This window comes from Azospirillum terrae, from assembly GCF_053470425.1.
This window is the reverse complement of the sequence record NZ_JBPXMR010000001.1, coordinates 61,428-85,477: the sequence shown is the minus strand read 5'-3', so window position 1 is coordinate 85,477 and position 24,050 is coordinate 61,428. Positions and strand designations below refer to the sequence as shown.

At 68.7% G+C, this 24,050-nt stretch carries 22 protein-coding genes; 13 read left to right on the top strand and 9 right to left on the bottom strand.

The features are described from left to right. The 5 genes from ACSVDD_RS00395 to ACSVDD_RS00375 form a co-directional block, all read right to left on the bottom strand. Complete coding sequence (locus tag ACSVDD_RS00395; RefSeq protein WP_448187302.1) at positions 1 to 2,040, bottom strand: PAS domain-containing sensor histidine kinase; 2,040 nt, start codon at positions 2,038 to 2,040, stop codon at positions 1 to 3. A gap of 227 nt (positions 2,041 to 2,267) precedes the next feature. Next, positions 2,268 to 3,719 (bottom strand): Asp-tRNA(Asn)/Glu-tRNA(Gln) amidotransferase subunit GatB, encoded by a 1,452-nt coding sequence (gene gatB, locus ACSVDD_RS00390; RefSeq protein ID WP_448187301.1) that lies wholly within the window; start codon positions 3,717 to 3,719, stop codon positions 2,268 to 2,270. A 22-nt stretch (positions 3,720 to 3,741) separates the two neighbouring features. Beyond that, entirely contained in the window at positions 3,742 to 5,223 is a 1,482-nt protein-coding gene (gene gatA / locus ACSVDD_RS00385) for an Asp-tRNA(Asn)/Glu-tRNA(Gln) amidotransferase subunit GatA (RefSeq protein WP_448187300.1), read from the bottom strand. Then, positions 5,223 to 5,510, bottom strand: coding sequence for an Asp-tRNA(Asn)/Glu-tRNA(Gln) amidotransferase subunit GatC (gene gatC, locus ACSVDD_RS00380; protein WP_448187299.1), 288 nt, complete (start codon positions 5,508 to 5,510; stop codon positions 5,223 to 5,225). The genes gatA and gatC overlap by 1 nt, the downstream gene beginning before the upstream one ends. Before the next feature lie 96 nt (positions 5,511 to 5,606). Next, positions 5,607 to 6,191 carry a hypothetical protein gene (locus tag ACSVDD_RS00375; protein WP_448187298.1) on the bottom strand — a complete coding sequence of 195 codons (585 nt, stop codon included), beginning with the start codon at positions 6,189 to 6,191 and terminating at the stop codon, positions 5,607 to 5,609. Positions 6,192 to 6,324: 133 nt separating this feature from the next. Between ACSVDD_RS00375 and ruvX the strand changes: the two genes are divergently transcribed. Then, the gene (gene ruvX, locus ACSVDD_RS00370) at positions 6,325 to 6,861 is read left to right on the top strand and encodes a Holliday junction resolvase RuvX (protein ID WP_448187297.1); all 537 of its coding nucleotides are present in this window, start codon (positions 6,325 to 6,327) and stop codon (positions 6,859 to 6,861) included. Between the two features lie 55 nt (positions 6,862 to 6,916). Here the strand turns inward: ruvX and ACSVDD_RS00365 are convergent, their stop codons facing one another. Continuing rightward, positions 6,917 to 7,351 carry a GFA family protein gene (locus ACSVDD_RS00365; protein WP_448187296.1) on the bottom strand — a complete coding sequence of 145 codons (435 nt, stop codon included), beginning with the start codon at positions 7,349 to 7,351 and terminating at the stop codon, positions 6,917 to 6,919. A gap of 3 nt (positions 7,352 to 7,354) precedes the next feature. Next, positions 7,355 to 7,588: a DUF1127 domain-containing protein gene (locus ACSVDD_RS00360; protein ID WP_448187295.1), complete on the bottom strand. Its 234-nt coding sequence runs from the start codon at positions 7,586 to 7,588 to the stop codon at positions 7,355 to 7,357. Positions 7,589 to 7,722: 134 nt separating this feature from the next. Between ACSVDD_RS00360 and ACSVDD_RS00355 the strand changes: the two genes are divergently transcribed. The 11 genes from ACSVDD_RS00355 (at position 7,723) to rpmG (ending at position 21,114) form a co-directional block, all read left to right on the top strand. Next, positions 7,723 to 8,631, top strand: coding sequence for a transcriptional regulator GcvA (locus tag ACSVDD_RS00355; protein WP_448187294.1), 909 nt, complete (start codon positions 7,723 to 7,725; stop codon positions 8,629 to 8,631). Between the two features lie 56 nt (positions 8,632 to 8,687). Beyond that, positions 8,688 to 9,653 (top strand): aspartate carbamoyltransferase catalytic subunit, encoded by a 966-nt coding sequence (locus tag ACSVDD_RS00350; RefSeq protein WP_448187293.1) that lies wholly within the window; start codon positions 8,688 to 8,690, stop codon positions 9,651 to 9,653. Continuing rightward, positions 9,653 to 10,948 (top strand): dihydroorotase, encoded by a 1,296-nt coding sequence (pyrC, locus tag ACSVDD_RS00345; RefSeq protein ID WP_448187292.1) that lies wholly within the window; start codon positions 9,653 to 9,655, stop codon positions 10,946 to 10,948. Before ACSVDD_RS00350 ends, pyrC begins: the two co-directional genes overlap by 1 nt. Then, the gene (gene plsY / locus ACSVDD_RS00340) at positions 10,917 to 11,549 is read left to right on the top strand and encodes a glycerol-3-phosphate 1-O-acyltransferase PlsY (RefSeq protein WP_448187291.1); all 633 of its coding nucleotides are present in this window, start codon (positions 10,917 to 10,919) and stop codon (positions 11,547 to 11,549) included. Before pyrC ends, plsY begins: the two co-directional genes overlap by 32 nt. A gap of 105 nt (positions 11,550 to 11,654) precedes the next feature. Further along, positions 11,655 to 12,776, top strand: a complete 1,122-nt coding sequence (dprA, locus tag ACSVDD_RS00335; protein ID WP_448187290.1) for a DNA-processing protein DprA — start codon at positions 11,655 to 11,657, stop codon at positions 12,774 to 12,776. 38 nt (positions 12,777 to 12,814) lie between these two features. Beyond that, entirely contained in the window at positions 12,815 to 15,634 is a 2,820-nt protein-coding gene (gene topA / locus ACSVDD_RS00330; RefSeq protein WP_448187289.1) for a type I DNA topoisomerase, read from the top strand. A gap of 25 nt (positions 15,635 to 15,659) precedes the next feature. Then, complete coding sequence (locus ACSVDD_RS00325; RefSeq protein ID WP_448187288.1) at positions 15,660 to 16,463, top strand: EcsC family protein; 804 nt, start codon at positions 15,660 to 15,662, stop codon at positions 16,461 to 16,463. A gap of 67 nt (positions 16,464 to 16,530) precedes the next feature. Further along, entirely contained in the window at positions 16,531 to 16,779 is a 249-nt protein-coding gene (locus tag ACSVDD_RS00320; RefSeq protein ID WP_448187287.1) for a hypothetical protein, read from the top strand. Positions 16,780 to 16,859: 80 nt separating this feature from the next. Continuing rightward, on the top strand, positions 16,860 to 19,109 hold the full coding sequence (gene rnr / locus ACSVDD_RS00315; protein WP_448187286.1) for a ribonuclease R: 2,250 nt from the start codon (positions 16,860 to 16,862) through the stop codon (positions 19,107 to 19,109). Positions 19,110 to 19,300: 191 nt separating this feature from the next. Next, on the top strand, positions 19,301 to 20,824 hold the full coding sequence (locus ACSVDD_RS00310) for a S41 family peptidase (RefSeq protein WP_448187285.1): 1,524 nt from the start codon (positions 19,301 to 19,303) through the stop codon (positions 20,822 to 20,824). A gap of 122 nt (positions 20,825 to 20,946) precedes the next feature. Then, on the top strand, positions 20,947 to 21,114 hold the full coding sequence (rpmG, locus tag ACSVDD_RS00305) for a 50S ribosomal protein L33 (protein ID WP_109118211.1): 168 nt from the start codon (positions 20,947 to 20,949) through the stop codon (positions 21,112 to 21,114). Positions 21,115 to 21,221: 107 nt separating this feature from the next. On the opposite strand, the gene ACSVDD_RS00300 is transcribed toward rpmG, so the two are convergent. Together ACSVDD_RS00300 and ACSVDD_RS00295 are read right to left on the bottom strand one after the other, a co-directional pair. Next, positions 21,222 to 22,637, bottom strand: a complete 1,416-nt coding sequence (locus tag ACSVDD_RS00300; RefSeq protein WP_448187284.1) for a PleD family two-component system response regulator — start codon at positions 22,635 to 22,637, stop codon at positions 21,222 to 21,224. A gap of 9 nt (positions 22,638 to 22,646) precedes the next feature. Further along, entirely contained in the window at positions 22,647 to 23,057 is a 411-nt protein-coding gene (locus ACSVDD_RS00295) for a response regulator (protein WP_448187283.1), read from the bottom strand. Positions 23,058 to 23,241: 184 nt separating this feature from the next. On the opposite strand from ACSVDD_RS00295, the gene ACSVDD_RS00290 reads away from it, so the two are divergent. Further along, positions 23,242 to 24,030, top strand: a complete 789-nt coding sequence (locus ACSVDD_RS00290) for a rhomboid family intramembrane serine protease (protein WP_448187282.1) — start codon at positions 23,242 to 23,244, stop codon at positions 24,028 to 24,030. Positions 24,031 to 24,050: the final 20 nt, after the last annotated feature.

The following is a 24,050-nucleotide window of genomic DNA, read 5'->3' as shown; positions in this document are numbered from 1 at the left end:
TCAGACCGCCACGCTCTCCGGAACCTCCTGCTCGACGCGGCGCGGCAGCACCAGCGTGAAGCGGGTGCCCTGCCCGACCCGCGAATCGACCGACACCCGTCCGCCCAACGTCTGCGTCACGGTGCTGAACACGATGTGCAGCCCCAACCCGCTGCCGCCCTCACCGCGCTTGGTGGTGAAAAACGGGTCGAAGATCTTCGGCAGCACGTCGGCCGGAATCCCCTTGCCGTCGTCGGCGAACACCAGCACCACCTCGTCCTCGCCCCGCGGCTCCACGCCGATGCGAATGGTGCCGTCCTGCCCGTCGGCATAGGCGTGCACAATGGCGTTGATCGTCAGGTTGGTCAGCACCTGACTGAGCGCGCCGGGGAAGCTGTCCATCCGCAGCCCCTCCGGACAGTCGACCTCGACGGCGATGCGCGTGCGCTTCAGGCGCGGGCGCAGGCTGAACAGCACCTCGCCGATGTAGGTCTTCAGGTCGAAGCCGCGCCGGTCACCCGAGGACTGGTCCACCGCCACCTGCTTGAAGCTCTGGATCAGCTCGGCCGCGCGGTTCATGTTGGCGACCAGCAGCTTGGCCCCCTCGCCGATGGTGTTCAGGTAGTCGGTGAAGTCGCCGCGGCGGATGGCGCCGCCCTCGAACCGCTCGCGCACCCGCGCGGTCGATTCGGCGACGTGGCTGGCGGCGGTCAGGCCGATGCCGATGGGCGTGTTGATCTCATGCGCCACGCTGGCCACGAGCTGGCCCAGCGAGGCCATGGTCTCCGCCTGGATCAGGCTTTCCTGCGCGGCGCGCAGATCGGCCAGCGCCCGCTCGGCGGCCTCCTTGGCGGCGGTCAGCTCGGCTTCGGCGGCCTTGCGGTCGGTGATGTCGTAGAGCCAAGTGAGAAAGGCGCTCTCCCCGTCGAACTCGATGGAGTCCCACGACGACAGCACCCAGACGATGCTGCCGTCCGGGCGGCGGAACGCCACCTCGGCGTCGCGGAAAGCACCCTCGCTGTCCAGGCGCGCCCGCAACTGCTGCCGCGTCGCCGGATCGACGTACAGGTCGGGGATCGAGGTGCGCTCCATCTGCGCGCGGGTCAGGCCGAAGATGCGCGCCGTCTGCGCGTTGGCAAAGAGCCAGCGCCCGTCCTTGGAGCTGATGTTCACCGAGATCGGCGACGCCTCGAGGATGCGCAGCAGTCGTTCCTCGCTGGCGCGCAGCAGCTCTTCGTGGCGGCGGCGGGCGGAGATGTCGGTCATGATGCCGACATAGCGCACCGGACGGCCGTCCTTGTCGAGGATCGCCCGCCCCTTGGCCTCGACCCAGATCCAGGAGCCGTCCTCACGACGCAGGCGGTAGGCGTACTCATAAGCGGCGCTCTCGCCACGCAGGTGGGCATCGACGTGCGCCAGCACGCGCGTGCGGTCCTCCGGGTGCAGGCGCGTCTCCCAGAAGTCGGGCGCCATCGCCGGAACGGTGCGGAAGCCCAGCATGAGCGGGAAGCTGTCCGACCACCAGCAGGTGCCGGCCGCGACATCGGCGTCCCAGGCGGCGGCGTTGGTCGCCTCCAGCGCCATGGCGAGCCGCTCGATCATGTCGCGGCGCTCCGCGTCGGCCTGGATCTGCTTGCTGAGGTCGTGGAACCACGTGATGTGGCAGCGCTGGCCGCCGTACTCGGTGACCACCGAGGTCATGGTGGCGACGTAGGTTTCGCCGGAGCCCCTCCGCAACAGCACCTCATCCTCGCAGGACATGCCGTCGCGGTAGATGCGCTCCAGGAAGCGGGCGCGCTCCTCGGGGTGGGCGTAAAGGGTGGGAACGCCCTCCGCCGCGAACTCCGCCGCGGTCTTGCCGAAGATGTCCAGCGCGCGGCCGTTGCGATAGAGGTTCTTACCCTCACGGGTGTTGATGATGACACCAACCGGGGCGGTGTCGAGCATGGCGCGCAGGCGGCTGTCGTCGGCCGCAGCCGGACGCCGGCGCCCGGCCAGGAAGCCGATCCAGGCCCCCACCGTCAGCGCCACCAGGGCCGCGATCGCCGTGCCAGCGATCATCGAGAATGACAAACCCGCAGGATCCATCGAACCTCCCCAGGTTTACAATGGAAACTTGCATTCGACGAAAAGCAAACGCTTTGTTGTCGCGCCTTTGAAATATACGGGAGTATGCAACGCCGGCAAACGCAGTCAATCACCGCCTTTTCGGCACATCCGCAGGCAAAAAAAGACGCCGCAGACCGGATGGCCCGCGGCGTCTGTGACACGCATGCGTGTTACAACGATCAGCCGTTCAGCTTCTTCTGAAGGATTTCGTTGACCAGGGCGGGGTTTGCCTTGCCCTGGGTGGCCTTCATCGCCTGACCAACGAAGAAGCCGAACAGCTTGTCCTTGCCGGACTTGTATTCGGCCACCTTGTCGCCGTTGGCGGCGATGATCTGGTCAATGGCGCCCTCGATGGCGCCGGTGTCGGTGACCTGACGCAGCCCCTTCGCCTCGACGATGTCCGCCGGCTTCTCGCCGGTTTCGAACATGGTCGCGAACACTTCCTTGGCGATGCGGCCGGAGATGGTGTTGTCGGTGATCAGGTCGATCAGACCGCCGAGGTTCTCGGCCGAAACCGGGCTCTCCTCGATCTCCTTGCCGGCCTTGTTGAGCGCGCCGAACAGGTCGCCGGTCACCCAGTTGGAAGCCAGCTTGGCGTCACGCCCCTTGGCGACCGTCTCGAAGTAGTCGGCCTTGGCCTTCTCGTTGACCAGCACGTTGGCGTCGTAGGGCGACAGCTTGTAGTCGCCGATGAAGCGGGCCTTCTTCTCGTCCGGCAGTTCCGGCAGGGTGCGCTTGATCTCCTCCACCCACTCCGGGTCCAGCTCCAGCGGCAGCAGGTCGGGGTCGGGGAAGTAGCGGTAATCGTGCGCCTCTTCCTTCGAGCGCATGGAGCGGGTCACCAGCTTGGTGGTGTCCCACAGCCGCGTCTCCTGGGAGATGGTGCCCCCCTCTTCCAACACTTCGATCTGGCGGCGCGCCTCATACTCGATGGCGGCGATGACGAAGCGGATGGAGTTGACGTTCTTGATCTCGCAGCGCGTGCCGAACGGTGCCCCTGGCTTGCGCACCGAGACGTTGCAGTCGCAGCGCATGGAGCCTTCCTCCATGTTGCCGTCGCAGGTCCCGAGATAACGCAGGATCGAGCGCAGCTTGCGCACGTAGGCGCCCGCTTCCTCTGCGGTGCGCATGTCCGGCTCCGACACGATCTCCATCAGCGCCACGCCCGACCGGTTGAGGTCGATGAACGTCTTGGAGGGGTGCTGGTCGTGGATCGACTTGCCGGCGTCCTGTTCCATGTGCAGGCGGGTGATGCCCACCGTGCGCGTCGAGCCGTCGGGCAGGTCGAGCACCAGCTCGCCCTTGCCGACGATCGGCTGCTGGTACTGGCTGATCTGATAGCCCTGCGGCAGGTCGGCGTAGAAGTAGTTCTTGCGGTCGAACACCGAGTACAGGTTGATCTGCGCCTTGAGCCCAAGGCCCGTGCGCACCGCCTGCTCGACGCAATAGCCGTTGATCACCGGCAGCATGCCGGGGAACGCCGCGTCCACGAAGCTGACCTGGCTGTTCGGCGCGGTGCCGAACGCGGTGGCCGAGCCGGAGAACAGCTTGGCGTTGGAGACGATCTGGGCATGGACTTCCAGCCCGATCACCACTTCCCAATCGCCCGTTTCACCCTGGATGTACGTCATGGGTCTAACTCTCTGGTCCGGCTCAGGCCATGAACGGCGGGGTGGCGGTGAACTGCGACGCCTGTTCGATCACGCCGCCGACGCGGAACAGCGTCTCCTCGTCGAACGGCCGGCCGATGAGCTGCAGGCCCAGCGGCAACCCGTCCGCACCCAGCCCGGCCGGCACGCTCATGCCCGGCAGGCCGGCGAGGTTGACCGGCACCGTGAACACGTCGTTCAGGTACATCTGGATCGGATCGTCCATCTTCTCGCCGATGGCGAACGCGCCCGACGGCGCGGTCGGCGTCAGGATGACGTCGCACTTTTCGAACGCCTGATCGAAGTCCCACTTGATGCGCGTGCGCACCTTCTGGGCTTGCAGATAGTAGGCGTCGTAGTAACCGGCCGACAGAACGTAGGTGCCGATCAGGATGCGGCGGCGGACTTCCTTGCCGAAGCCGGCGCCGCGGGTGTTCTCGTACATCTCGTTGAGGCTGCCGCCCTCGACCCGCAGCCCGAAGCGCACGCCGTCATAGCGCGCGAGGTTGGACGAAGCCTCGGCCGGGGCGACGATGTAGTAGGTCGGCAGCGCGTACTTGGTGTGCGGCAGGCTGATCTCGACGGGAACGGCGCCGGCGGCCTTCAGCCAATCGACGCCCCGCTGCCACATCTCCTCGATCTCGGCCGGCATGCCGTCCACGCGGTATTCCTTGGGAATGCCGACGCGCAGGCCGCGGATGTCGCCGGTCAGCGCCTTCTCGAAGTCCGGCACGGGCATGTCGACGCTCGTGCTGTCCTTCGGATCGAAGCCGCACATGGAGCGCAGCATGATGGCGCTGTCGCGCACCGTGCGGGTCATCGGCCCGGCCTGATCGAGCGACGAGGCGTACGCCACGATGCCCCAGCGCGAGCAGCGCCCGTAGGTCGGCTTGATGCCGACAATGCCGCTCAGCGCCGCCGGCTGGCGGATCGAGCCGCCGGTGTCGGTGCCGGTGGCACCCAGCGCCACGCGCGCCGCGACCGCGGCGGCCGAACCGCCCGACGAACCGCCGGGCACCAGCTTGCGCGACCAGTTGCCGGCCTCACCGGGGCTCCACGGATTGATGACGTCGCCGTAGTGGCTGGTGATGTTGGCCGAGCCCATGGCGAACTCGTCCAGGTTCACCTTGCCGAGCATCACGGCACCGTCGCGCCAGAGGTTCGACGTGACGGTGGACTCGTAGGGCGGCTTGAAGCCGTCCAGGATGTGGCTGGCGGCGGTGGTCAGCACGTCCTTGGTGCAGAACAGGTCCTTCACCGCGATGGGCAGGCCGTCCATGGGACCGGCCTCGCCCTTGGCCCGGCGCGCATCCGACGCCTTCGCCATCGCCAGCGCCTGATCCGGCGTCTCGGTGATGAAGGCGTTGAGCGGGCGGGCGTTCTCCACAGCGCGGACGTGCGCCTCGGTCAGCTCGACCGCGGTGAACTGCTTCTCGGCGAGGCCCTGAAGGGCGTCGGCCATGGACAGATGGGTGAGCTGGGTCATTATTCGACCACCTTCGGCACGGCGAAATAGCCTTCGGCCGTCTCGGGGCCGTTCTTGACGACGTCCTGCGGATACCCGCCGTCCGTCACCGCGTCCTCGCGGCGGCGCAGCTTCTGCGCGGCGACCGAGGTCATGGGCGGCACATTGCCGGTATCCACCTCGTTCAGCTGCTCCACGAAGCTGAGGATATTGTTCAGCTCGCCCGCGAGATGGTCGAGCTCTTCCTCCGGCACCTTGATGCGGGCCAGATGCGCGATCTTGGCCACGGTGGCCTTGTCGAGCGACATGCCTGGTACTCTCTTCCGCGACGTCTGGGAAAAACGGCTCGGAAGCTAGCACCCGCGGCGGGGGTTACGCAACGTTGCAGGGCGAGGGCCGCGCCTTCAGATGCGCTTGCCGCCGCGCAACGCCAGCGCGTCGGGCTCGCGCACGGGCTGGACGACGCGCAGCCGGCCGAGCGCCGCCGCAACCTCGGCCTCGTCCGGCACCGCCGGACCGGTGCGGCATTGGTTGACCACCAGCACGTCGTCCTGGGCCGCCGATGCGGCGACGAAGCACCCGTAGACGTTACCGGACAGGGTCATCTCGTAGCGTTCGAAGTCATAAACACGGCCAGCGCCCAGCGTCGCCCCCTCGCCCGTCGGCCGCCCGACGCCGCCGGGCGGGATGAAGCGCTCGCGCAGTTCGGACGGTGCGCTGTGTTTGGGCACGAACTCACCGTCGCCGGCACGGCTGTACATCACGATGGTCTGCCCCTCGTTGCGCAGGTAGCGCGCGGTGAAGGTGCTCATGCCGCCGAGGTCCAGCCGGCGCAGCTCATCGGGGCGCGGACCGCCGAACCGTGGATCGCCGAATGCGACGGGCGAGCCGCGCGGATCGACCGCTTCGCTGACGGGCGGGGCGGCCGGCACGGTCCCGCTGCCCCAGAGAACCAACGCCGCCACCGCGGCGACCCAGACGCGCAGCATCGCTCCCTCCCATACACCCGCTCGGAGCAAGGTGGGGCTGGGCCGTGGGAAGGGAACGGACTCTGTTGGTAATACGTCGTCCTGGGCAGGCGGGCGCTTGCCCGGCCGCGCGCTTGGGCCTAAGGTCGCCGGCATGATCCGCACCCTTCCCGACCTCGCCGCGGCGCTGCCGAAAGGCGCGCGCCTGCTCGGCCTCGACCTCGGAACCAAGACCATCGGGCTCGCCGTGTGCGACCCGGGCCTGACCGTCGCCTCGCCCATCCAGACCATCCACCGCTCCAAGTTCACCGAGGACGCGAAGGCGTTGGCGAAGATCGTCCGCGACTACGGCGTCGGCGGCTTCGTGCTGGGGCTGCCGCTGAACATGGACGGGACGCAGGGGCCGCGCGCCCAGGCAGCGCACGCCTTCGCCGCCACGCTGGCGCAACGCGCCGACCTGTTCGGCGGCTGGGAGCCGCAGGTCGCCTTCTGGGACGAGCGGCTGTCCACGGTCGCCGTGCAGCGCTTCATGACCGACGAGGCCGACATGACCCGCAAGCGCCGCGGCGAGGTCGTGGACAAGATGGCCGCCGCCTACATCCTCCAGGGCGCCATCGATTCGCTGTCCTACGCCCGCCGGCAGGCCGAGGCGGCCCGCGAGGACGAGGACTTCGACGACCGCGACGACTGACAGCCGATGGCGGCGTTGACGTTGCCACTGGTTCCGATGGCGATTCGGCGAGCCTTTAGGACACCACTGTCGAGGCGTTGCCTGGCTCGGTGCTCTTCACGCGCGGCAGGCCGTCGTCGCCGATCTCATAATAGTCGGCCTTGAACTCGACCCAGATGTGCTTGTCGGCGTGCAGACCGGTCGGCTGGTCGAGGCTGCCGGCGGTCACGTCGATGCGCGCCCCGCCGATCGGGTCCCAGAACACCCCCGAGCCGCAGCGGGAGCAGAACCCCCGCCGCGCCGTCTCGGACGATCGGTACCACGTCAGCGTCTCGTCCTTCAGCAGGCGAAGCGCATCCCGTGGGAAGGTGGTGTAGGCGCCGACGTGGCTGTGCTGGCGGCGGCATTGGCCGCAATGGCAGAACGAGATCGGGCCCGGTTGCGTGGTGATCTCGTAGCGGATGCCGCCGCACTCGCAGCCGCCCGTCCAGGTGTGCGCGTCCCCACTCACGGCTCAGCCCCGCCAGAACGGCTTATCGGCCTCGTTGTCCACGTCGGCGCGCGAGACGCCGATGTCGCTCAGCAGATGGTCGGGCAGAGACTCCAGCGCCAGCCGTTGGCGACGGCGTTCCTGCCATGTGGCGAAGGTGTCGCCGGCGCTCACCACGGCGCGGCCGATCGCCTGCAACAGGCCACCGGCGGGACGGGACGAAGTGCGCGAGAAGACCGCGTTCGTGCTCTGGCTCATGGCTCTCGTCTCCCTTTCGGACTGCGTGGCAACCAGTGTGGTTCTGAGAGGAAGAATGGGCCACCAGATCCTTGCGGACAAACGACGCTTTCTCATAGGATCGATTAGAAAACCTAATCCGACTGGTATGACCGATGAGCCGCCACCTGCCCCCGCTCAACGCCTTGCGCGCCTTCGAGGCGGCGGCCCGCCACCTGTCCTTCACCAAGGCCTCGGAGGAGCTGCACGTCACCCAAGCGGCGGTAAGCCATCAGATCAAGGGCCTAGAGGAATGGTTGGGGCTACCGCTGTTCCGCCGGGTGAACCGCGGGCTGGTGCTGACCGACGCCGGGCAGGCCTACCTGCCGCCGCTGCGCGAGGCGCTGGACCTGATGGCGAACGCCACCGAGCGGCTGTTCCGCAAGGATTCCACGGGGACGCTCACCATCTCCACCATGCCGTCCTTTGCGGCGAAGTGGCTGGTGCTGCGGATGGGGCGGTTCCAGGCCGCGCACCCGGAACTGGACGTGCGGCTGCACACCACCTCGCAGATGGTGGACTTCGCGCAGCAGGACGTGGACGTGGCGATCCGCTTCGGCAGCGGCAACTGGCCGGACCTGCGGATCGAACGCCTGCTGAACGAAAACATCTTCCCGGTGTGCAGCCCGCGCCTGCTGCCGGCGCTGAAGGGGCCGGCAGACCTGAAGAACCACACGCTGCTGCACGACGACTACATCATCACCTGGAGCAACTGGTGCGCTGCCGCCGGGGTGGACGGGATCGACACCGCGCGCGGCACGCAGTTCACGGATTCGGCGCTGACGCTCCAGGCGGCCATGGAGGGGCACGGCGTGGCGCTGGCCCGGCAGGTGCTGGTGGCCGACGACCTCGCGGCCGGCCGTCTGGTGCGCCCCTTCGACGTCGTGCTGACCGGCCAGTACGCGTACTATTTCGTGGCGCCGCAGCACTACATGACGCGCCCCAAGGTCAAGGCGTTCCGCGAGTGGCTGTTCGCCGAGGCCGAGGAATACGCGGCCCAGATGAACCTGCCGGAACGGGTGTGATTTTGGCGCTCCCACCGTCTTGCGAGGCGCCGGGCACGCTCCTATAGTCGCGCCCCATGACCGCCACCGCCGCACCCCGCTTCCCGCACCGTCACCTGCTCGGCATCGAAGGTTTGACGGCGGGCGAGATTTCCCTCGTGCTCGACCTGGCCGATGGCTACGTCGAGCACAACCGCCAGCCCGAGACGAAAGGATCGCTTCTTCACGGCCGCACCGTGATGAACCTGTTCTTCGAGAACTCGACGCGCACCCGCACTTCGTTCGAGCTGGCCGGCAAGCGCCTGGGCGCCGACGTGATCAACATGTCGGTGGACGCCTCATCAGTGAAGAAGGGCGAGACGCTGATCGACACGGCGATGACGCTGAACGCCATGCACGTCGATGCGCTGGTCGTGCGGCATTCCGAGTCGGGCGCGGTCAAGCTGCTGTCCGACAAGGTCAACTGCTCGGTCGTCAACGCCGGCGACGGCAACCACGAGCACCCGACCCAGGCGCTCCTCGACGCGCTGGCGATCCGCCGCCGCCTGGGCAAGCTGGAGGGCCTCGTCGTGGCGATCTGCGGCGACATCCTGCACAGCCGTGTCGCGCGCTCGAACATCCACCTGCTGAACGCCATGGGCGCGCACGTCCGCGTCGTCGGCCCGCCGACCCTGGTCCCCTCGGCTATCGAGCGGCTGGGCTGCGAGGTCCACCACACCATGAAGTCAGGCCTGAAGGACGCCGACGTGGTGATGATGCTGCGCCTGCAGAACGAGCGCATGAGCGGCCAATACGTGCCCTCGACGCGCGAGTACTTCTACTTCTACGGCCTCGACTACGAGAAGCTGGCCGACGCCAAGCCGGACGCGGTGATCATGCACCCCGGCCCGATGAACCGCGGCGTCGAGATCGACTCCGAGGTCGCCGACGACCTCAAGCGCTCGATGATCCTCGATCAGGTCGAGCTGGGCGTGGCCGTGCGCATGGCCGTGCTCGACCTCCTCACCCGCGACCGCCGGGAGACCGGCCGGGAGACTGTTTGATGAGCACCCGCGTCGCCTACACCAACGCCCGCCTGCTCGATCCGGCCACCGGCCTCGACGCGCCGGGCGCGCTGCTCACCGAGGGCGCGAAGATCGCCGACCTCGGGCCTGCGCTGTTCAATGACGGCGTGCCTGAGGGGATCACGGTGGTGGACCTCGGCGGCCAATGCCTCGCCCCCGGCCTCGTGGACATGCGCGTCATGGTCGCCGAGCCCGGCAACGAGCAGAAGGAGACCATCAAGAGCGTGTCGCGCGCGGCGGCGGCCGGTGGCGTCACCTCCATCGTCTGCCTGCCCAACACCGACCCGGTGCGCGACGACGTCTCCGGCCTGGAGTTCCTCGCCCGCCGCGCCCGTGAGGTGAAGCTGGTCAAGGTCTACGCCTACGCCACCGCGACGCGCGGCGCAGAGGGCCGCGAGATCACCGAGATGGGTCTGCTCTCCAGGGCCGGCGCCGTGGCCTTCACCGATGGCACCAAGGCCATCGAGAGCGCCAAGGTGATGCGCCGCGCGCTCAGCTACGCCAACGGTTTCGGCAAGCTGATCATCCAGCACCCGGAGGAGCCGAGCCTCGCATCCGGCGGCATGATGAACGCCGGCGAGATCGCCACCCGCCTCGGCCTCAGCGGCATCCCGCGCGAGGCCGAGATCATCATGATCGAGCGCGACCTGCGCCTGCTGGAGCTGTCCGGCGGCCGGCTGCACTTCGCGCACGTCACCACCGGCGAGTCGGTGGACATCATCCGCCGCGCCAAGGCGCGCGGCCTGAAGGTGACCTGCGACACCGCCCCGCACTATGTGGCGCTGACCGAGACGGACATCGGCGAATACCGCACCTTCGCCAAGGTCTCGCCGCCGCTGCGCGGCGAGATGGACCGCCGCGCGGTGGTCGAGGGCTTGGCCGACGGCACCATCGACGCCATCGCGTCCGACCACATCCCGCAGGACCAGGACCACAAGCGCCTGCCTTTCAGTCAGGCCGACTTCGGCGTGATCGGCTTGGAGACGCTGCTGCCGCTGACGCTGGAACTGGCGCACAAGAAGAAGCTGACGCTGTTGCAGGCGCTGGCCTGCGTGACGTGCAAGCCGGCGGCGATCCTCGACCTGCCGGCCGGGCGCTTGGCGAAGGGTGCGGCGGCGGATCTGCTGGTGTTCGACGCGGAAGTGCCGTGGACGGTGGACGTGGCCACCTTCAAGTCGAAGTCCAAGAACTCCCCCTTCGAGGACCGCCCGGTGCAGGGCCGCCCGCTGCGCACCGTCGTGGATGGGCGTACGGTCTGGCAGGCGGAAGGCTGAGCCGGTGCTGATCCTGATCGCCGCGGCTCTGCTGGGCTATCTGCTGGGCTCGATTCCGTTTGGGCTGGTGCTGACGCGGCTGGGCGGCTACGGCGACATCCGCAAGATCGGCTCCGGCAACATCGGCGCCACCAACGTGCTGCGCACCGGCAACAAGCCGCTGGCGCTCGCCACCCTGCTGCTCGACAGCGGCAAGGGGGCCATCGCGACCCTGCTGGCGCTGTATGTGGCGGGCGAGGACGCGGCCCTGCTCGCGGCCGGCGGCGCTCTGCTGGGCCACAGCTTCCCGGTGTGGCTGGGCTTCAAGGGTGGCAAGGGCGTGGCAACAACGCTCGGCGTGCTACTGGCGGCGGCGTGGCCGGTGGGCGTGGCGGCCTGCCTGACGTGGCTGGTGATGGCGGCGCTGTTCCGCATCTCGTCGCTGTCGGCCCTGGTGGCCGTGGGGCTGAGCCCGGTGACGGCGTGGTTCCTGGCAGGGCCGAAGGTGGCGCTGCTGTGTCTGCTGGTGGCGGTGCTGGTGTTCGTGCGGCACGAGGAGAACATCAGGCGGCTGCTGAAGGGCGAAGAGCCGAAGATCGGCGTCAAGAAGAAGCCGGCCTAGGTTTCTTTCCCCTTCCCCGCCTCCGGCGGTGCCGGGGGAGGGAATACAGCCCGCATACGTTTGCGTGTTGCGGACGGCAGCGCCTTAGTTGTACAACATGGGCGCATGACACAACCGCGCCGCCCTCTCACCGATGCCGAACGGATCGACTGGCTCCGCCTGATCCGCACGGAGAACGTCGGCCCGATCACCTTCCACCGGCTGCTCGACCAGTACGGCTCGGCCAAGCGCGCCATCGAGGTGCTGCCCGAACTCGCCCGCCGCGGCGGGCGCGTCAAGCCGTTGAAGATCACCCCAAAGGCCGAGGCCGAAGGCGAACTGGCCGCCACCATCAAATTCGGCGCCCGCCTCCTGTGCTCGTGCGAGCCCGACTACCCCGAGCCACTGGCCGCCGTGGACGATTCGCCGCCGGTGATGGCCGTACTCGGCCACGCCCATCTGCTGAAGCGCCGCGCGGTCGCCCTGGTCGGCGCCCGCAACGCCTCGCTGACCGGCAAGAAGTTCGCCGAGAAGATCGCCCGCGATCTCGGCGAGGCCGGGTTGCTGGTGGTCTCCGGGCTGGCCCGCGGCATCGACACCGCTGCGCACCGCGGCTCGCTGTCCACGGGCACCATCGCCGTGATGGCCGGCGGCGTGGACGTCGTCTATCCGGAGGAGAACACCGGGCTCTACCGCGACATCGTGGCGCAGGGCGCCGTGGTCGCCGAGAGCCCTCTCGGCACCCAGCCGCAGGCGCGCCACTTCCCGCGCCGCAACCGCATCATCTCCGGGTGCTCGCTGGGCGTGCTGGTGATCGAGGCGGCGCTGAAGTCCGGCTCGCTGATCACCGCGCGCATGGCGCTGGAGCAGGGGCGCGAGGTGTTCGCCGTGCCCGGTTCGCCGCTCGATCCGCGCTGCAACGGCACCAACAATCTGCTGCGCCAGGGCGCCACGCTGGTGGAGAGCGCCGAGGACGTGCTGCGCGTGTTCCAGCACCTCGCCCCGCCACCCCTTGGCGAGCGTCCCGCCGACCTGTTCACTCCTCCCCCGCCCACCCCGCCCGACGATTCGGAGGTCGAGAAGGCGCGCGCCGTCGTGCTGGAAAACCTGTCGCCCACACCCGTCGCCATTGACGAACTGGTCCGCGGGTGCCAATTGTCCGCACCTGTGGTGCTGACCGTCGTGCTGGAACTTGAGCTGGCTGGACGTGCGCAGCGCCAGCCGGGCAACCAGATCGCGCTGATCTGACGCCGTATAAACGGGCATCATTGGGGCGAGGGGCTCTCTTGTCGGGCAGCAACGTCGTTATCGTCGAGTCGCCGGCCAAGGCGAAGACCATCAACAAGTACCTGGGCGACGACTTCACCGTCCTGGCCAGCTTCGGGCACGTGCGCGACCTTCCGGCGCGCGACGGCTCGGTGCGGCCGGACGAGGACTTCGCCATGGAGTGGGAGCTGGGCGACCGCTCCAAACGCCACATCGACGAGATCGCCAAGGCGATCAAGGGCGCCAAGCGCGTCTACCTCGCAACCGACCCGGATCGCGAGGGAGAGGCCATCGCCTGGCACCTGTCGGAGCTGCTGAAGGAAAAGCGGCTGACCGACAAGGTCGAGGTGCAGCGAATCACCTTCAACGAGATCACCAAGAACGCCGTGCAGGCCGCCCTGAAGGCGCCGCGCGACGTCAGCCGCGAACTGGTGGACGCGTATCTGGCACGGCGCGCGCTGGACTATCTGGTGGGCTTCACGCTGTCGCCGGTGCTGTGGCGCAAGCTGCCCGGCTCCAAGTCGGCGGGGCGCGTGCAGTCGGTGGCGCTGCGGCTGGTCTGCGAGCGCGAAGCCGAGGTCGAGGCGTTCCGCCCGCAGGAGTACTGGACCGTCAACGTCGGCTTCACCACGCCGGCCGGCGCCGCCTTCAACGCACAATTGACCCAGCTCGACGGCAAGAAGCTCGACAAGTTCGGCCTGCCCAACAAGGAAGCGGCCGACGCTGCCGTTCTCAAGATCAAGGCGAACGCCAGCTACACCGTGTCGTCGGTGGAGCGCCGGCAGGTGCGGCGCAACCCGTACGCGCCGTTCACCACCTCGACCCTCCAGCAGGAGGCCTCGCGCAAGCTGGGCTTCGGCGCCACGCGCACCATGCGCCTCGCCCAGAAGCTGTATGAGGGCGTGGACATCGGCGGCGAGACGGTCGGTCTCATCACCTATATGCGTACCGATGGCGTCACCCTGTCGCAGGAGGCCATCGAGGCGTCGCGCCGGCTGATCGCCGAGCATTGGGGCGAGAAGTACGTGCCGGGCGCCCCGCGCGTCTACAAGACCGCCGCCAAGAACGCCCAGGAGGCGCACGAGGCGATTCGCCCGACCGACCTGTTCCGCCGGCCCGAAATCGTCGCGTCCTATCTGGATAAGGACGAGCTGCGGCTGTACGAGCTGGTCTGGAAGCGCACGCTGGCCTCGCAGATGGAAAGTGCGGTCCTCGATCAGGTGTCGGTGGACGTGGCCTCGACGACCAAGGACGTGGTGCTGCGCGCCTCCGGCTCCATCCTGGTGTTCGACGGCTTCATGCGCGTCTACCAGGAAGACAAGGACGACGCCGCGGACGACGACCAGGAGCGCCGCCTGCCCGCCATGGCCGAGCGCGATGCGCTGGCCCGCGGCCCCATCGAGCCCGACCAGCACTTCACCCAGCCGCCGCCGCGCTACACCGAAGCCAGCCTCGTCAAGAAGCTGGAAGAACTGGGCATCGGCCGGCCGTCCACCTACGCCTCGATCCTGCAAGTGTTGCAGGACCGCGAGTACGTGCGCCTGGACAAGCGCCGGTTCGAGCCGTCCGACCGCGGCCGGCTGGTCACCGCCTTCCTGAAGAACTTCTTCAACCGCTATGTCGAGTACAACTTCACCGCCGATCTGGAGAACCAGCTCGACGAGGTGTCGGGCGGGCGGATCGACTGGAAGGCGGTGCTGCGCGAATTCTGGAAGGCCTTCTCGGGCGCCGTCGAGGGCACCAAGGACCTCACCATCACCCAGGTGCTGACCGCGCTGGACGAGGAACTGGGCCAGCACTTCTTCCCCACCGGCCAGGGCGCCGGCGGCACCGACCCGCGCGTCTGCCCGCTGTGCGGGAAGGGGCGGCTGGGGCTGAAGCTCGGCAAGAACGGCGCCTTCATCGGCTGCTCGAACTACCCGGAGTGCCGCTACACCCGGCCGCTCGCCGTCGCCAACGACGATGGGAAGGACGTGCAGGAGGGGCCGCGCGACCTCGGCGACGACCCGGAGACCCTGCTGCCGGTGACCGTCCGCCGCGGGCCGTACGGCGCCTACATCCAGCTCGGGCCGCCGCGCGGCGCCGAGGAGAGGGCGGCCGAAGAAAAGGCAGCGGCCGAGAAGAAGGCCGCCGAGGAAGAGAAGGCCACCGGCAAGAAGCCCAAGAAGGCCAAAAAGCCCAAGGACGACACGCCGAAGCCCAAGCGCGTGTCGCTGCCCAAGGGCATGGCGCCCGCCGACGTGGATCTGGACACCGCGATGCGCCTGCTGGCGCTGCCGCGCGCCATCGGCAACCACCCGGAGACCGCGCAGGAGATCCAGGCCGGCATCGGCCGCTTCGGCCCGTACATCAAGCACGGCACGATGTACAAGTCGCTGCCGCCCGACGACGACGTGCTGACCATCGGCCTCAACCGCGCCGTTGTGTTGCTGGGCGAGGCCGCCAAGAAGGCGACCACCCCGGCGGTGACGCTGGGCGACCACCCGAAGACCGGCAAGCCGGTGACCACCGGTGCCGGCCGCTTCGGCCCGTACGTCAAGCACGGCTCGCTGTACGCCTCGATCCCCAAGGGGGTGGACGCGTCCACGGTGACGCTGGCACAGGCGCTGGAGTGGCTGGACGCCAAGGCGGTGAAGGACGCCGGCAAGAAGGGCAAGGCCGCCGAGGCCGAGGCTCCCGCGGCGGAGAAGGCCGAGAAGACTGCACCGAAGAAGGCTGCCCCGAAGGCCAAGGCGGGAACCAAGACGGCCGCCAAGGCGTCTACCGCAAAGAAGGCCGCTGCCGACTCGTCGAACGACGACAAGCCGAAAGCGGCCGCCAAGAAGCGGGTGCAGGCCTGACGCGGCACCCGATTTGGGGGAGCCGATGAGCATCGCCGTGGACGATCTGGAAGACCTCCGCCGCGCCGTCGAGCGGCTGGAGAACCCGAGCCTCGCGGCGCGGCTCGCCTCCATGGTGGGGGCACCGGTGGAGATGCTCGGCGGCGTCCTGCCGGAAAAGGCCAAGACGATCGTCGCCAAGGCCACCAGCACCGCGCTGGAGAAAGCGTTGCAGGTGGCGCTCGCCACCATGCGCGGCCAGACGGGCGGGCCGGCGGACCTGTTCCACAAATCGGCGGTCGGGCTGTCGGGCGCCATGGGCGGGCTGTTCGGCCTGCCGGCGCTGGTGATCGAGCTGCCGGTCTCGACCACCATCATGCTGCGCTCCATCGCCGACATCGCCCGCTGCGAGGGCGAGGATCTGCACCACCCGGAGACGGCGCTGGCCTGCCTTCAGGTATTCGCACTGGGCGGCCGGTCGGAGGCCGACGACGCCATGGACGCCGGCTATTTCGCCGTGCGTGGCGCCTTGGCCCGCACGATGACCCAGGCCGCCGAGATCATCGCCGAGCGCGGCTTCGTCGCCGAGGGCGCCCCGGCGGTGATCCGCTTCCTGGGCGGCATCGCGTCGCGTTTCGGCGTCACCGTGGGGCAGAAGTTCGCGGCGCAGGCGGTCCCGGTCATCGGCGCTGCGGGCGGGGCGCTGGTCAACCTCGCCTTCATCGACCATTTCCAGGACGTGGCGCGCGGCCACTTCACCGTGCGCCGGCTGGAGCGCAAGTACGGCGTCGAGGCCGTCAAGGCCGCCTACGAGGCGCTGCGCGACGGACAACCGGTTCCCGTGAGCTAGGCCACAGCGCGCCGGCACCGCTTGATGCAGGCTGTGGGTCCACGCCCCCACAACGGGAGTTGCCCCCATGCGCCTGCTTGCCCTCGCGATCGCCGCGTCGATCGCCACCATCGTCTTCACCACCAACGGCCGGCGCACCGACTCGCTGGGCGGACTGCTGCCTCCCCACGACGGCGAGGGCGGCATCACCATCCTGGACGCCCACGGGCGCCTGATCGGCACCGTCGAGCGCGACAACGTGCGCTACATCGGTCGGGAAGCCCACCGGGCAGCCCGCGCCGCGCGCTTCCAGCGGGTCTTCAAGGACCGCGACTGAACGCGGCGTCGGATGGGCGTTGGAATCCGCGGCGTCTGCCTTTACTTACCCCAGATCGCCTCCCCAGCCCCGCGGACCCCTTGACCTCCTTCCCCACCAAGGACGCCGTCCTCGCCTTCATCCGCCAGAGCACCGTGCCGGTCGGCAAGCGGGAGATCGCCCGCGCCTTCAAGCTGGGCGGCAGCGCCGACCGCCAGCGCCTGAAGGACCTGCTCAAGGATCTGGAAGCCGATGGCGCGGTCGAGCGAGGCCGGGGCCGCCGCATGGCGCCGCCGCAGAGCCTGCCCGAGATCGCCGTGCTGGAGGTGACCGGAGTCGACCCGGACGGCGAGGTGCTGGCTCGCCCCCTCACCTGGACCGGCGAGGGATCGCCGCCGCGCATCTTCATGATGCCGGAGAAGAAGGGCCACCCGGCGCTGGCCGAGGGCGACCGTGTGCTGGCCAAGCTCTCGCGGATCAACGACCGCCTGTACGAGGCGCGCACCATCCGCCGCATCGAGGGCACCACCGGGCGCGTGCTGGGCGTCTACCGCCTCGGCCCGGACGGCGGCCGGATCGTCCCCACCGACCGCCGGAACAAGAGCGAGTTGCTGGTATTGCCGGTCAACGCCGGGGGTGCCGACGAGGGCGACCTCGTGCTGGTCGAGGTGCTGCCGGCCACCCGCCTCGGCCTCGCCCAGGCCCGCGTGGTCGAGCGCATCGGCCCGACCGCCGAGCCGCGCACCGTCAGCCTGATCGCCATCCACACGCATGGCCTGCCCACCGACTTCCCGCACGCCGCCGAGCGGGAGGCGGAACGCGCCAAGGTGCCGCCGCTGGGCGACCGTGAAGACCTGCGCGACACCCCGCTGGTCACCATCGACGGCGCCGACGCCCGCGATTTTGACGACGCCGTGTACGCCGAGCCCGACGCCGACCCGACCAATCCCGGCGGCTGGCATCTGATCGTCGCCATCGCCGACGTGGCCTACTACGTGCGCCCCGGCTCGGCGCTGGACCGTGCGGCGTTCGAGCGCGGCAATTCCTGCTATTTCCCCGACCGCGTCGTGCCGATGCTGCCGGAGGCGCTGTCCAATGACCTCTGCTCGCTTCGCCCGCAGGAGGACCGCGGCTGTCTGGCTGCGCATCTGTGGATCGGCGCCGACGGGTCCTTGCGCCGGCACCGCTTCGCGCGCGGCTTGATGTGCTCGGCGGCGCGGCTGACCTACGAGCAGGTGCAGGCCGCCCGCGACGGCCGGCCGGACGACACCACCGAGCACCTCATGGAACCGGTCATCGCCCCGCTGTACGCGGCGTACGCGTGCCTGTCGGCGGCCCGCGAGCGGCGCGGTACGCTGGACCTCGACCTGCCGGAGCGACGCGTACGGCTGGACGACGCGGGCCGCGTTGCCGGGATCGCCGTGCGGGAGCGCTTCGACAGTCACCGGCTGATCGAAGAGTTCATGATCTGCGCCAACGTCGCCGCGGCGGAGAGCCTGGAAGCGGCCGGCGTGCCCTGCCTCTACCGCGTCCACGACCAGCCCTCCCCCGACAAGCTGGAGGCGTTGCGCGAGTTCCTGGATGGCATTGGCTACAGCTTCGCCAAGGGCCAGGTGCTCACCCCCGCGCATTTCACGCGCATCCTCCAGAAGGCCGCGGGCACGCCGGAGGCGCCGCTGGTCAGCGAGGTGGTGCTGCGCGCCCAGGCGCAGGCGGTGTACGCGCCCGAAAACCTCGGCCATTTCGGACTGGCGTTGCGCCGCTACGCGCACTTCACCTCACCAATCCGCCGCTACGCCGATCTGGTGGTGCACCGCGCGCTGATCCGCGCGCATGGGCTGGGCGTCGGCGTGCTGGACGACGAGGCGGTGGCGCGCATGGCCGATACCGCCGAGCACATCTCGCTGACCGAGCGCCGCGCCGCGGCGGCCGAGCGCGACGCCATCGACCGCTTCACCGCATCGTTCCTGTCCACCCGCATCGGCGCAACGTTCAGCGGACGGATCACCGGGGTCACCCGCTTCGGCCTGTTCGTCCGCCTGGACGAGAGCGGCGCCGATGGCCTGATCCCCGCCAGCACCCTGCCCGACGACCGCTACGACCATGTCGAGCACCAGCACGCCCTGGTCGGCCAGCGCTGGGGCCGGGTGTACCGGCTGGGCGCGCCGGTCAAAGTGGCGCTGAAGGAGGCCGACCCGCTGACCGGAAGCACGCTGTTCGCCTTGCTCGACCCAGACGGCGCCGACCTTCCGTGGCTTTCCGGCAACAGCCCGTCCCGGCACCGGGAATCCACCCTTTCCTCGGCACGTTCCGGCAGCCGTGGCGCCAGGGCAACAGCACGTGGGAAATAGGGCACGAGGCGGTTCCGACTCAAAAATTGCTCAAGCACCCGTCCGCGCGGAAGTGCTATTTCATACCTCAATAGGTATGTGTCGGGTCGGTGCGGGCGTGTCGCCCGCTGTACGTGCGGCCCGACGTACGGGCGGAGGCAGGTTCGGCCGTCATGGGTATCGGGCATCGCGGAGCAACCTTGCAGCGGCACTTGTCCGCTCCCCTCGCCGCCCTTGCCTTCGTGGTCGGGTGCACCGGTGATCCCCCCAAACTGGCTGCCGCCGATGGCAGCACGGTCAGCGAGCAGGTGTTTTCTGTAGGCTACGGCCGCATCGCGGATGCCTATCTGCAGGCCGTCGACATGCGCCGGCTCGGCACCGATGGGCTGAAGGCGCTCTCCACCATCGACCCGGCCATCGCCGTCACCCGCGACACAGACACTGTACGTGTGTACGTGTCGGGCAAGCCGGTATTCGAGGCCGCCGCCCCGAAGGCCACCGACGCCACCGGCTGGGCCGCGTTCACTACCCGCGCCGTCGAGCGCACCCGGCAGAGCTCCGCAACGTTGCGCGCCACCTCGGCCGAGGCCATCTATCAAGCGATCTTCGACGGCGTGGTCGCCGATCTGGACGGCTATTCCCGCTACACCAGCGCCCGGCGCGCCACCGCCGAGCGCGCCCAGCGCGAAGGTTACGGCAGCGTGGGCCTGGGTCTGACCGAGACCGGCGGGCGGCTGCTGGTCAGCGAGGCGCATGGCCCGGCAGGGCGCGCCGGCGTGCGTCCGGGCGACGTGCTGCTGGCGGTGGACGGTGACCCGGTGACGGCGGACGAGACCGCGGCGCACGAGCGCCTGCGTGGTCCGACCGGCACGCTGGTGCTGGTCACCGTCGGACGCGACGGCCAGAGCCCGCGCCGCCTGCCGATCCGCCGCGAGCGGGTCATCCCCAACACCGTGACGACCACCATCAGCGCACACACGGCGGTGATCAAGGTGGAGCGCTTCAACGCCGGCACCGTGGCCAATCTGCGCGAGGCGGTGCTGTCGGCCCGCGCCACGCTGGGCGGCAACGCGAAGGGCTTCGTGCTCGACCTGCGCGGCAACCCCGGCGGGCTGCTCGATCAGGCGGTCGCCGTGGCCGATTTGTTCATCCGCCGTGGCCGCATCATCTCCACCGAGGGCCGCCACCCCGACAGCCGGCAGCGCTTCGAGGCGGCGCCGGACGACATCGCAGACAGCCTGCCGCTGGTCGTGCTGGTGGACAGCCGCACCGCGTCGTCGGCCGAGGTGGTCGCCGCCGCCCTCCAGGACAGCGGAAGGGCGGTGATCGTCGGTTCCGGCTCCTACGGCAAAGGCAGCGTGCAGACCGTCACCCGCCTGCCCAACGACGGCGAGCTGTTCCTGACCTGGAGCCGCATCTACACGCCGGCCGGCTACTCGCTGCACCGCCAGGGCGTTCAGCCGATGGTGTGCACGAGCGTCGAGGGCCGCGCCGCCGACGCCCTGGTGGCTGAATTGCGCGACGGTGCTGCCCGGCCACACGCGGTGCAACTGGCCGGCTTGCGCGCCCAGGCTTCGCACGACGAGGCGGCACTGACCCGGCTGCGCGAGGCCTGCCCCTGGAAGGAACATGGCGCCGAACTGGACCTCGACGTCGCCAAGCGCCTGCTGGGTGAGCCGCAGCTCTACCAGCGCGCGGTGGCGCTGGCCACCTCGTCGGCGGTGGCGGAACGCTGAGGGCTGGGCGCTGAGAAATCGTTGCAGTGCTTGACATTGCGGTGGATGTGCGTATCTTCGCGCGCACAGTCGCCGCCCTGCCGGGCCGGCGGGTCACGGGATTTTTGTCGGGATTTTGGATCATGGCCAAGCAGAACACGGTCCTCATCAAGCTGGTGAGCACGGCCGATACGGGCTTCTTCTACGTCAAGAAGAAGAACCCGAAGAAGACCACCGAGAAGCTGTCGTTCAACAAGTACGACCCGGTGGCGCGCAAGCACGTCCAGTTCAAGGAATCCAAGATCAAGTAAGGATTTCTGCGGTCCAGTCACCGCCGAACGGAAAAAGGCCGCCCTCGGGGCGGCCTTTTTGCTTTTTGGCTTCCCCCTCCCCCAGCTCCGTCGGAGGCGGGAGAGAGCTATCTCATCGGGCTGATGTGCAGTTCGGCGATGTCGCCGCGCGGGTCCATGATGACGCAATTACGGCCACTGCGCTTGGCGTCGTAGAGCGCCGCGTCGGCGCGCTTGACCACCGCCTCGGCGGTGTCGCCCAGCCGGCCGCCGATGGACACGCCCACAGACACCGTCACCTGGATCTCTCCCACCGGGGCCGCGACCGTGAACGGCGTGTCGCCGATGCGCTCGCGCAGGCGTTCGGCGACGGTGTGCGCCCCTTCGCCGTCGGTGTCCGGCAGGATGACGATGAACTCCTCGCCGCCCAGGCGCGCCACCAGGTCGAAGGTGCGCAGGTTGCGGCTGGCGCGCGTCGCCACCTCCTTCAGAACCTCGTCGCCGACGTCGTGGCCGTAGGTGTCGTTGACCAGCTTGAAGTGGTCGATGTCGAACATCAGCACCGACACCGGCTTGTGGTTGTCGATGGCGCGGTCGAGCAGGCGCGGGAGGTGGGCGCTGACATAGCGTCGGTTGAACACGCCGGTCAGGCTGTCGGTGAGCGCCATCGACAGGCTCTGCTCGTAATTGGCGCGCAGCCGGTCCTGGTAGCGCCGCCGGCGGATCTGCGTGCGCACCCGCGCCAGCAGCTCGTTGCGGTCAATGGGCTTGATGACGTAGTCGTTGGCGCCCAGCTCCAAACCCTTGGCCACGCGGTTGAGGTCGCCCTCGTCCACCACCAGCAGGATTGGCACCTGCCGCGTCCGCTCGTGCGAACGCAGCTGCGAGCACAGGCGCAAGCCGTCCTCGTTCAGCAGGGTCAGGCTGATGATCACCAGTTCGAAATCGTCGGACAGCGCGCGCTCCAGCGCGCGGGCGCCGGTCTCGGCGGCCACCACGTGGTTGCTGTCGCGGGCCAGCGTGTCGGTGATCTTGTCCAGATCGAGCGCCGAGTCCTCAAGGACCAGCACCCGCGCCTTCTCGTGCGACTCGCTGAGCATGGTGCCGGTGGTCGGCTCGATCACGCCGAACTGGCCGGACGTGTTCTCGCGCAGCCGCCACTCGTCCATCATCATCTTGAGCCGGACCAGCGAGCGCACCCGCGCGAACAGCGCAATGTCGTTCACCGGCTTGGTCAGGAAGTCGTCGGCCCCGGCCTCCAATCCGCGCACGCGGTCGGCCACATCGGACAGCGCCGTCACCATGACCACGGGGATGTGCATGGTGGCGGGGTCGGAACGGATCTTCTCGCACACCTCGAACCCGTCCATGCCCGGCATCATGACGTCGAGCAGGACGATGTCCGGCGCCTCCTTGCGGACCTGTTCCAGGGCTTCGGGGCCGTTGTGGGCGGTGATGACGTCGAAGTACTCGCGGGTCAGCTTTGCCGCCAGCAGCTTCACGTTCGGCAGGACATCATCGACAACGAGGACGCGGGCTGACATACCGGGCGCTCAGCTCAGGAACTTCTGGACCGCTTCGAGGAATTTGGTCACGGAGATCGGCTTGGCGATGTAGTCCTCGCAGCCGCCCTCGCGGATCTTTTCCTCGTCGCCCTTCATGGCGAAGGCGGTGACGGCGATGATCGGAATGGATTTCAGCTCGTCGTCTTCCTTGATCCACTTGGTCACTTCCAGGCCCGACACCTCGGGCAGCTGGATGTCCATGAGGATGAGGTCCGGCCGGTGCAGGCGCGCCATCTTCAGCGCCTCCATGCCGTCGCGCGTTTGCAGCGTGGCATAGCCGTGGGCTTCCAGCAGGTCGTGGAAGAGCTTCATGTTCAGCTCGTTGTCCTCGACGATGAGGACCCGCTTCGCCGACTTGCCCTGTTCCGCAGCCTCGGAGAGACCGTTCGGTACCGACATGACTTGTTCCCCCGGAGCCCTGCTCGGCACAACGCCGAACCGACACTCGACCGACGTTCCCCGTTGGCGGCATCGCCAATGAGGTGCTGTACCTTCTTCTCAGATACCCTGCGACGGTTAAATTGTCGTTACCTTACCGGCGCATTACACAGACGCGTATCGCCGTGGCGGAAGGGGGCGCCCCATGTTCTTCATTCCATTGTACGACGACAACCCGACGCGGCGGACGCCAATCGTGACCATCGCGCTGATCGCGCTGTGCGTGGCGGCCTACGGCTGGCAGGTGTCGCTCGGCCCCCGCGGCGAGGAAATGGCGGTCTATTCGTTCGGAGTCGTCCCGGCGGTGCTGTTCGGTTACGCCGAGCTGCCGGCGCCCTTGCAGGTGGTGCCGCCCTGGGCGTCGGTGCTGACCTCCATGTTCATGCACGGCGGTCTCCTGCACCTGGCCGGCAACATGCTGTACCTCTGGATATTCGGGAACAACGTCGAGGACAGCATGGGGCGTGGCCGCTTCGTGCTGTTCTACCTGCTGTGCGGCACGGCGGCGGCGCTGGCGCAGAGCATCCCCCACCCGACCTCGGAGATCCCCATGCTGGGGGCCAGCGGCGCCATCGCCGGGGTGCTGGGTGCCTATCTGGTGCTGCACCCCCGCGCCAACGTGCGGGTGCTGATGTGGATCATCGTGTTCGTCCGGCTGATCAACGTGCCGGCACTGATCGTGCTGGGGTTCTGGTTCGCCGGGCAGATCCTCAGCGGCGTCACCACGCCGACCGCCGACGAGGGCGGAGTCGCCTTCTGGGCGCACGTCGGCGGCTTCGTCGCCGGAGCGGTGCTGATCTTCGCGTTCAAGCGGAACGAGGTGCCGGTGATGCAGCCGGCGCACACCACGCCTTTCGCGGTGATGCAACCATCCTCGGCAGCGGCGCGCCGGCGGGGAAGCGTGCCGGAAGCGGGCGACCGCTGGCGGCGGTGAGCGTTGCGCCGCCCGCTTGG